The 9354-nt window shown below is 33.3% G+C and carries 6 protein-coding genes; 3 read left to right on the top strand and 3 right to left on the bottom strand.

What is annotated here, in order from left to right; translation table 11 throughout:
• Positions 1–408 precede the first annotated feature (408 nt).
• On the bottom strand, positions 409–903 hold the full coding sequence (locus ABJD27_RS06860) for a DinB family protein (RefSeq protein WP_348172667.1): 495 nt from the start codon (positions 901–903) through the stop codon (positions 409–411).
• Positions 904–1198: 295 nt separating this feature from the next.
• Here ABJD27_RS06860 and ABJD27_RS06855 point away from each other — a divergent pair, with 295 nt between their 5' ends.
• The 3 genes from ABJD27_RS06855 to ABJD27_RS06845 all read left to right on the top strand — a co-directional run bounded on the left by ABJD27_RS06855 (position 1199) and on the right by ABJD27_RS06845 (position 5143).
• On the top strand, positions 1199–4189 hold the full coding sequence (locus tag ABJD27_RS06855) for a sensor histidine kinase (RefSeq protein WP_348172670.1): 2991 nt from the start codon (positions 1199–1201) through the stop codon (positions 4187–4189).
• On the top strand, positions 4186–4812 hold the full coding sequence (locus ABJD27_RS06850; protein ID WP_348172673.1) for a response regulator transcription factor: 627 nt from the start codon (positions 4186–4188) through the stop codon (positions 4810–4812). Before ABJD27_RS06855 ends, ABJD27_RS06850 begins: the two co-directional genes overlap by 4 nt.
• A gap of 97 nt (positions 4813–4909) precedes the next feature.
• Positions 4910–5143 (top strand): helix-turn-helix transcriptional regulator, encoded by a 234-nt coding sequence (locus ABJD27_RS06845; RefSeq protein WP_348172676.1) that lies wholly within the window; start codon positions 4910–4912, stop codon positions 5141–5143.
• 127 nt (positions 5144–5270) lie between these two features.
• On the opposite strand, the gene odhB is transcribed toward ABJD27_RS06845, so the two are convergent.
• Both odhB and ABJD27_RS06835 read right to left on the bottom strand, forming a co-directional pair.
• On the bottom strand, positions 5271–6482 hold the full coding sequence (odhB, locus tag ABJD27_RS06840; protein ID WP_348172678.1) for a 2-oxoglutarate dehydrogenase complex dihydrolipoyllysine-residue succinyltransferase: 1212 nt from the start codon (positions 6480–6482) through the stop codon (positions 5271–5273).
• 50 nt (positions 6483–6532) lie between these two features.
• A complete protein-coding gene (locus tag ABJD27_RS06835; protein ID WP_348172680.1) occupies positions 6533–9307 on the bottom strand; it encodes a 2-oxoglutarate dehydrogenase E1 component in 2775 nt (924 codons plus the stop codon).
• Between the last annotated feature and the right edge of the window lie 47 nt (positions 9308–9354).

Genomic DNA, 9354 nt, shown 5'->3' with positions numbered 1-9354 from the left:
TTTTCGTCAAACTGAATTTATTTCAGTTTCTCATCAAATTAACCAGAGTGATGAGATTCTGAAATAAATTCAGAATGACATATTAAGTTACTTTTTAGGTGATCTCTTTCTTGAATCTACATTCTATTTTCTCTATTCTTTTCTCTTTTTCAACTTCACACCCTACGTACCCCTACGTAGTTTTTGCAGTAGGTACGTATATACTAGAACATTTCTTCCGAGTATCTTTACATCGCAAGAAAACACAACGATCACCAAAAAATTGATCGTAAGATAATAGAGTGCTCCTAACATATAAGAACACTCGCCCTAAAAATAACTTATTGATTGGGGGATCATTATGTTATTTTATCAAAAAGACCGAACATATGTTCGGTCTTTTATAATTTACAGAACAATTCTATTAAGTTATACCAAACTCTCATCTGCAGAAGCTACATAGCTAGCAGGTACTTTAAGGTTGTTCATACGTAAATACACACCTAATTGTGCTCTATGATGGATGGTATGACTAATTATTAAATTACGCATCACATCTTGTTTAGGAGCTTCATTGATATAGGTATTCTCTCCATTTTTTAATGTCCAAGGATCGATAAGTTGGTCTTCTTTCAATTGTTCAAGAGCTTCGTTTGCTTGAGCAACATTAGCTTCAAAAAGTTCAATAATTGCTTCTTTTGTTGTTGCTGGTTCAGAAGACGGTACTTGACTAAAATCTAGACTTGGCCCTCCAGCAATTGCAGGTACTATGGCAGGAATCATTGCTATGTGATTCATAAGTTTTGCAGCATCCATCGATTTTTCATGGGGTTGATATGCAAAGAATTCATTAGTAATCACATCAAAAAAACGACGTGTAGTATTCATTTCCTGTTCAAAATTTGCAATAATTGACTTTTTCATATTTCCAGTTTTTAGTTGTAGCTTTTAATTACTCAAAGGTATTAGGTATTTATAGGATTCATTTGTATTCTATTCCTTTTTACTTGTCAATACACCACAATCTTACTATCAAATTCATACCTATTTTCCTATTTACTAAAATCAGAGAAAGCAGTGCGTTAGATTCTCATTTTTACATCTAAGTACTCGTTATATTACAAATTACCTATTTTTGGATGGTTGCATAGTAATCCCTATTATTCTATACATATTGAAAAAACAACATCATACATATATTTTTATATTCTATTTATTCTTGTATACAATATGCAGTCAAGCTCAGGATACACCACAAAATCACAAAATATATGATAGCAAAGATGGTTTTCTTGTTGACAATGTAAGTGCAATGCTTTTTGATAATGATGGGTGGTTATGGATTGCTGGGCATAGATCAAATCCTAATGAATTTAAAATAGAAAGTGATGTTAGTATTTTACAACGCTATAATGGTAATTCATTTCATACGATAGATTTACCAAATATAAAGTCTGAAACATTTTCTAATGCTGTTATTAAAAAGCGTCAAGATGGAAATATCTACGTGCATATTCAAGACCGCCAAAAAAACAAATATTCGCAATTATTTTTATTAAACCCTAAAACCTTAGTTAGTAAAGAAATTATACTTCCTATAGATCACATTAATATTAAAGATAATTATGAGCTTACATTGTATCCTTATAAAGATGATTTCATATTGTTTATAAATACCAATGAGCGCAGTTTTATATATACACTCGATTCTAATTTGACATTTACATTACTTCAAGAAATTCCTAACAAAAAAAATGTTTTAGCATCGCAATTTATGGGGTTTGATGATCATTTTATTATTAATGATGATCGATCTGGAATACTCACTTTTGATACTAAAGGGAATTTACTTAACACCTTAGATGCTGAAGATTTAGGTGTAGATAAAAACCTTATAGATTACAATCTAAATATTAATTCGTTATTCATCTATAATGGCAGTTATCACGCTAATTTTTTCTCTGGCACTGAAGACTATTTTTCTTATGATCCTCAAAAACGAGTATGGATACAAACTTTTATTTTTCAAGATTTAAGAAACAAAAAAAACAATGCAAATAAGATTCATAATGATCTGTATGGCAATGTGCTTCGTTTTGATAGCTTTGACACTAAATCGGGAATACAAATGTCTCGTTATCTCAATGCTCTTGATCATCCTGATTTTACATATTCTATAAACCTTCCAAGAGTTCCTGTCTTTACATCTAGAAACTTTGAAAAAGAAGTATTTATAGGAGAAAGTGGTCAGTTACATCATATAGTTTTTGAAAGTTCAAATTTTTCATTGTTTCTTAGAAACTATAGTATTCGTGGTATTTTACCTTTGAACAATAAAAAAATTCTAGTTTCCACAGAAAATAATGGGTGGTATATTCTCAATCCTAAAACAAAAGAAATAACCCCTTACAAATTAACTCTTAATGGCCAACCTTATATTGCCGATGAAAATCGTGGTTTTTTCAAAACACAAAATGGTTTTTGGAGTACATATAATAAGGGAATTGTACACGTAGATGATACTTCTCGAGAATTAGAAACATACATTCACTACCCAGTATCTTCTATGATAGAAGACAGCACCTCTATTTACTATGGTACCCATAAATACAATTTGATGCGTTTTGACAAAGTCACAAAAAAACATCACGCTCTAACAAAAACAGATACTCTAGATATACAAGTCATTACAAAAAAAGATGGTATCATTTATGGAGCTACAGGTGATGGTTTATTAGTTTATCACAACAAAAAAGCTACAATACATAAACCTACTACTACTATAGATGGAAATTTTTTATTATCCATCAAAAATACCAAACCTTATGGACTTCTTATGGGGAGTCGTTCTGGTGAATTATTTTATTTTGACACAGAAACACTAAAATTTAAAACCATATACCAAGATCCTCTTAAAGCAAGTATTGCTTCTTTTTTATTAGACAATCATGATCGCATATGGTTAAACACCTTTTCTGGAATCATAGCTTTTGATCCTTCTGACCAATCGATGATACGATATGGAGAAAGTGATGGTTTGAGTCATTTTGAAAGCAATCGGTATAGTGCTGCAAAAACAGAAGATGGTTATTTTCTCGTAGGTACATTGAGAGGATTAAATTATTTTCACCCTGATTCAATTAGTAAAAACAAAATAGATGCTTTGCTTGAGCTCTCTTCTGTAACTTATTTTGACAAAAAAACAAAGGCACGAAAACGCGAACTGAGTTCTGAGAAATTAAATACATTAACATCAATTACACTACCTGCAGAGCATCGAAATATTAATCTTGAATTTGGGCTATTAGGAATGTTTATTAATGAAACTGTAAATTACAGGTATCGTTTTAATCAGGAAGAATGGAATAATTTGGGAAGGGAAAACCTTTTAAACTTAGTGAGTTTAGCTCCTGGAAATTATGACTTAGAAGTAGAAGCATTAGATTCTTCTCAACAAAAAATTGGAGAATCTTTATACTTACATATCCATGCAAAAAACTTCATTTATAAATCATTTTGGTTTTATTTATCCTTAATTATCTTACTTGGAGCAATAGGGTTTTGGTATATTTTACAACTTAAAAAGCGTCATAATCTCAAAGAACAGTTTGCCACGCAGTTAATCAATACTCAAGAGAATGAACGCTCTCGAATTGCCAAAGAACTTCATGATAGTATAGGTCAAAAATTATTATTACTTAAAAACACATTATTATTAAAAAATGAAAGTATAGATAATTCGATTCCTCTTGTAGAAGACACAATACATGAAGTGCGAGAAATGTCGCATAATTTGCATCCTTTTCAGTTTGAACAACTAGGACTTACACAAGCTTTACACAATGTGATTGATGCATTTCAAAAAACATCACCTATTTTCTTTTCTGCTGACATCGATGAGATAGAAGGTCTTATTGCTAAAGAAAAAGAAATTTTCATTTTCAGAATGCTTCAAGAATGTATTTCTAATGTAATAAAACATTCTAAAGCCACTGCTTGTAATTTAAATGTATCAAAAAATGAAAAAAACATCTTATTTCAACTTAAAGATAACGGGATAGGCTTTGAATCTGAGTTTTATGAAAATAGTGTTTCTAATTTAGGATTAAGAACATTAAAAGAAAGAGCTCAATTTATAAATGCTCAATTACGTATAGTATCTATACCACAAAAAGGAACCACTATTACAATAACTGTTCCCCTACTATGAAAAAAACAACTCTAATTATTGCCGATGATCACCCATTGCTATTAAGTGGTACAGAAAACTTTCTTAAAACCAGAGGTTATACCATTTTAGAAACTGCTACAGATGGCAATACGGCGTATAACAATATTATAAATACACAGCCAGATATTGCTATTTTAGATTTTGATATGCCTAAACTTAATGGATTAGAAATAGCAAAACTTTGTCAGCAACATCATATTGATACCAAAATTATTATACTTACCCTACATAAAGAAGAAGCTATTATAAAGCAGATAGGTGTTACAATTCATGGATACATATTAAAAGACGATACGCTACAAGAGATCGAAAGTTGCATTACCCAAGTTATCAAAGGGAATATTTATAAGAGCAAAAAATTACAGGAAGAGATTCACTTATCTGATGACACCAATACTATAAAAAGATTAACTCCAACTGAGTTAAAGATTTTACGTTATTTAGCAAAAGATTGGTCTTCTTCTCAAATTGCTGATCATCTTTTTATTTCTAAGCGTACGGTAGAAAAACATCGTTCTAATGTCATTCATAAACTAGACATTAAATCTTCTCAAAATGCACTTCTCCTTTGGGTCCAAAAAAATCCTGAATTGTTTAATTAACTATAAGAAAAGAATGTATTCTACTCCTTTTCTAAAATATCACAAATACGTAGGTCTACGTATTGACAAACAGGAGCGTCATCTCTTACATTTGAGGATGACCAAGCATTCATCTATTCAATCACAACACATTATAAAACAACTCAGCAAAACCGAACTAGACATTTTACGCTATATAAAAAATGAGCATACTTCGGCTGAGATTGCACTTATCAGAAATTGTTCACGTCGGACTGTAGAAAAACACCGTTCTAACATTATATATAAGTTAGGAATTAAATCTTCACAAATGGCATTACTCATTTGGACACAAAACAATTCTATAATTTAAAAATATGAGCTACTTGACTAAGTAAATCATTGCTTTGAACACTCAAAATGTTGGGGGACATTTACAGTTTATAGCAAAAAAACCGAGCTAATTAGCTCGGTTTTTTATTATCTATATTGTAAAAATTTTACATTTCTAAAGCTTTCTTTATATCGCCATCCATCAATATATTGATCGGATCTTCTAGTGCTTCTTTTACAGCTACTAGGAATCCTACAGATTCTTTACCATCAATGATACGGTGATCATAAGAAAGTGCTACAAACATAATTGGAGCTATGATAATCTCTCCATCTTTTACGATAGGACGCTCTACAATATTATGCATTCCTAAAATACCAGATTGTGGTGGATTGATAATAGGTGTAGATAACATAGATCCAAATACACCTCCATTAGAGATAGTAAACGTTCCTCCTGTCATCTCGTCTACCGTAATTTGTCCATCACGAGCACGTATTGCAAGACGTTTTACTTCACTTTCTACTCCTCTAAAAGAAAGGTTTTCTGCATTGCGTATCACAGGAACCATTAATCCTTTAGGTCCAGAAACTGCAATAGAAATATCTTTATAATCAAAGGTTAGCATTTCTTTCCCGTCAATCATACTATTAACCGCAGGATACATTTCTAATGCACGCACTACTGCTAGTGTAAAGAAAGACATGAATCCTAAACTTACACCGTGCTTTGTTTTAAAAGCTTCTTTATATTCTTTACGAAGATCAAAAATAGGCTGCATGTTTACCTCATTAAAAGTCGTAAGCATAGCTGTTGTATTCTTAGCTTCTACAAGACGCTCTGCTACTTTACGACGTAACATAGATAGTTTTGTGCGGCTTTCTCCTCTAGCCCCAGGCCCTGGAGTTCCCATAGAAGGTGTTGCTTTTACAGCGTCTTCTTTTGTGATACGTCCATCACGGCCAGATCCAGATACTTGATTAGCATCCATTCCTTTTTCGTCAAGAATCTTTTTTGCTGCTGGACTTGGTGATCCAGAAGCGTAGGTTTTTGCAGCAGGTGCTTCTACTTTTGCCGCAGGTGCAGATACTTCCTTCTTCTCAGCAGGTGCATCTTTTTTTGCTCCTCCGGCTGGTGCTTCGGCAGATGTATCTATTAGACAAACCACAGCGCCTACTGCGACCTCATCACCCTCTTCTGCTTTAAGTGTAATAACACCACTTACTTCTGCAGGAAGTTCTAATGTTGCTTTATCACTATCTACTTCGGCAATAGCTTGATCTTTTTCTACATAATCCCCGTCTTCAACGAGCCATTGTGCAATTTCTACTTCGGTGATGGATTCTCCCGGTGAAGGGACTTTCATTTCTAAAACCATAGTTGTTCTAAGTTACGCTTTCGCGAAAGCGGTTTGATTCTAAATATTTATTACTTTTTTGGTGTTTCAAAAACACTCTCAATTACTTTTCTGTGTCTTGCTTTTGATCTCGTACTACTACCCGCTGCTGGCGAACTGTAGACGTGACGTGATGCAATACGTAATTTTACTTCCTCAAAATTCATAAGCATATATCCCCAAGCTCCCATATTTCTAGGCTCTTCTTGTGCCCATACATAATCTGTTGCATTAGGATATCCAGCTATTATTTCTTTAATCTTATCTTGTGGTAATGGAAATAATTGTTCTATACGAACAATAGCTACATCTATGCGTCCATTACCTTCTTGTTTCTTGTTTCCGTCACGTTCTAGTAGTAAGTCATAATAAAACTTACCTGTGCAAAATACAAGAGACGTTACTTTATTTTTATCTACTTGTGCATCATCTATCACTTCTTGAAAACTACCAGTTGCAAGTTCTTCTTTTGTACTTACAACTCTTTCATCTCTTAGTAATGATTTAGGTGTAAATACAACAAGTGGTTTTCTAAAATTCCACTTCATTTGGCGACGTAGTAAATGAAAGAAGTTTGCAGGTGTTGTAACATCTGCCATAATCATATTATCTCTAGAACACAATTGTAAATAACGTTCCATACGTGCACTAGAATGTTCAGACCCTTGTGCTTCGTATCCATGAGGTAATAACATCACGAGGCCATTTTGGATTTTCCATTTAGACTCGGCTGCAGAGATGTACTGATCTAGCATAATCTGTGCTCCATTTGAAAAGTCACCAAATTGTGCTTCCCAAATAGTTAATGTTTCTGGAGCTGCCATTGCATATCCATAATCAAATCCTACAACTCCATATTCAGAAAGTAGCGAGTTATAAATATCCATTCGTCCAGAAACACCTAATTTATTATGAAGATTAATTTCTTCTTGTCCGTCTTCTGTTTTTATAATGGCATGACGATGTGAGAATGTCCCACGCTCTACATCTTGACCAGAGATACGAACATTAAATCCTTCTTCCATTAAGGTAGCATAAGCGAGTAACTCACCCATTCCCCAATCTAATTTGTTTTTTTCTGTGTATTGTTTATTACGGTCTGTAACAATACGTTCTATTTTTCGGATAAATTTCTTGTCTTCTGGCAACTTTGTAATGCCTTGAGCAAGTTCTCCTAATTTCTTTATATCATACGTAGTATCTACTGGGGTTAAAATTTCTTCTAATCCTGATAATTCATATGCTGCCCAATCATCTGCAAGAATCTCGGTGATGTCTGTTTTGTCTTTTTTACGTGATGCTTCAAGGTCTTCTTCAAGGTCATCTTTATATTCTTTTTCTAATTGCTTTACCTGTCCTTCTACAATAACACCTTCTTCCATTAAACGCTTAGCATAAATGTTTCTTGGATGTGAATGTTTTGAGTGCTTTACTATTGCATCATACAATACGGGTTGTGTAAAACGAGGTTCATCTCCTTCATTATGACCATACTTACGATATCCTAAGACATCAATAAATACATCTCGTCCAAACTGCATTCTAAATTCTAATGCAAATGCAAATGCATGACATACTGCCTCTACATCATCACCGTTAACATGAAGTACTGGAGATAAGGTTACTTTACCTATATCTGTCGAGTAGGTAGATGATCTTGCATCTAAATAATTTGTTGTAAATCCTACTTGATTATTTGCCACTACATGAATAGTACCTCCAGTACCATAACCATCTAGTTGTGCCATTTGTATTACTTCATATACAACCCCTTGTCCTGCAACTGCAGCATCACCATGTATAAGAATAGGTAGTATTGCTTTGGTATCTCCTTCTAATTTATTATCTATTTTTGCCCTAGTAATTCCTTCTACAACTGCATTTACAGTTTCTAAGTGAGAAGGATTAGGGGCAAGATCCATACGGACTTTTTTACCTCCGTCTGTTTTGCGAAAGCTTGTCCATCCCATATGGTATTTTACATCACCATCAAAAAGTTCTTCTTCATCATATTCTTTACTATCAAATTCAGAAAAAATATTTTCTGCAGATTTTCCAAATATATTTGCAAGTACATTTAAACGGCCACGATGTGCCATCCCTACTACATATTGTTGAACACCTTTTTCGGCTCCTAATTCAATAAGGTTGTCTAATCCTGGTATTAAAGCATCTAGACCTTCTATAGAAAAACGTTTTTGTCCTACATACTTCTTGTGCAAAAAAGTTTCAAAAGAAAATGCCTCATTTAATTTTTTAAGGATATGCTTCTTTTTATCTGCCGAATAATCAGGATGATTATCATTTACATTTAACCAGTCTTGAATCCACTTGCGTTCTTCCGGTTTACGGATATACATATACTCCACTCCTATTGACTCACAATAAATGGCTTCAAGGTGGCGTATAATTTCGCGTAAGCTAGTTTTTCCTAGTCCTAAAATAGAACCCGCTTCAAATTGGGCATCTAGATCGCTTTGAGATAACTCAAAATTTTCTAATGCCAGTGTAGGTTCGTATTTACGACGAGCTCTTACTGGATTTGTGTTTGTAAATAGATGTCCTCTTGTACGGTATGCATCTATTAATCGTACGACCTGAAATTCTTTTTGAACATTCTCAGGAATTGCAATTTGTGCCCCTCCTACTTCATCAGAAACAGCATCACTACTCTCTAATCCAAAATCAAAACCTTGAAAGAAAGCACGCCAACTAGGCTCAACGCTATCTGGATTTTGCAAATATTGATCGTAAAGCTCTGAAAAATAAGCTGTATGGGCGGCATTTAGAAATGAAAATCTATCCATTGGTAGTTATAATCTATGTCTTGCTGATGTATAGACGTACAAAAATA

It is taken from the genome of Dokdonia sp. (assembly GCF_039945015.1).
Lineage (GTDB): Bacteria > Bacteroidota > Bacteroidia > Flavobacteriales > Flavobacteriaceae > Dokdonia.
Note: the sequence above shows the minus strand (reverse complement) of the source record. Positions and strands in the feature narration are given on the sequence as shown.

Bases quoted from the DNA above. Each gene is read 5' to 3' on its own strand.
- ABJD27_RS06860 (WP_348172667.1), bottom strand. From the start codon at position 903: ATGAAAAAGTCAATTATTGCAAATTTTGAACAGGAAATGAATACTACA.
- ABJD27_RS06850 (WP_348172673.1), top strand. From the start codon at position 4,186: ATGAAAAAAACAACTCTAATTATTGCCGATGATCACCCATTGCTATTA.
- ABJD27_RS06845 (WP_348172676.1), top strand. From the start codon at position 4,910: ATGACCAAGCATTCATCTATTCAATCACAACACATTATAAAACAACTC.
- odhB (WP_348172678.1), bottom strand. From the start codon at position 6,482: ATGGTTTTAGAAATGAAAGTCCCTTCACCGGGAGAATCCATCACCGAA.
- ABJD27_RS06835 (WP_348172680.1), bottom strand. From the start codon at position 9,307: ATGGATAGATTTTCATTTCTAAATGCCGCCCATACAGCTTATTTTTCA.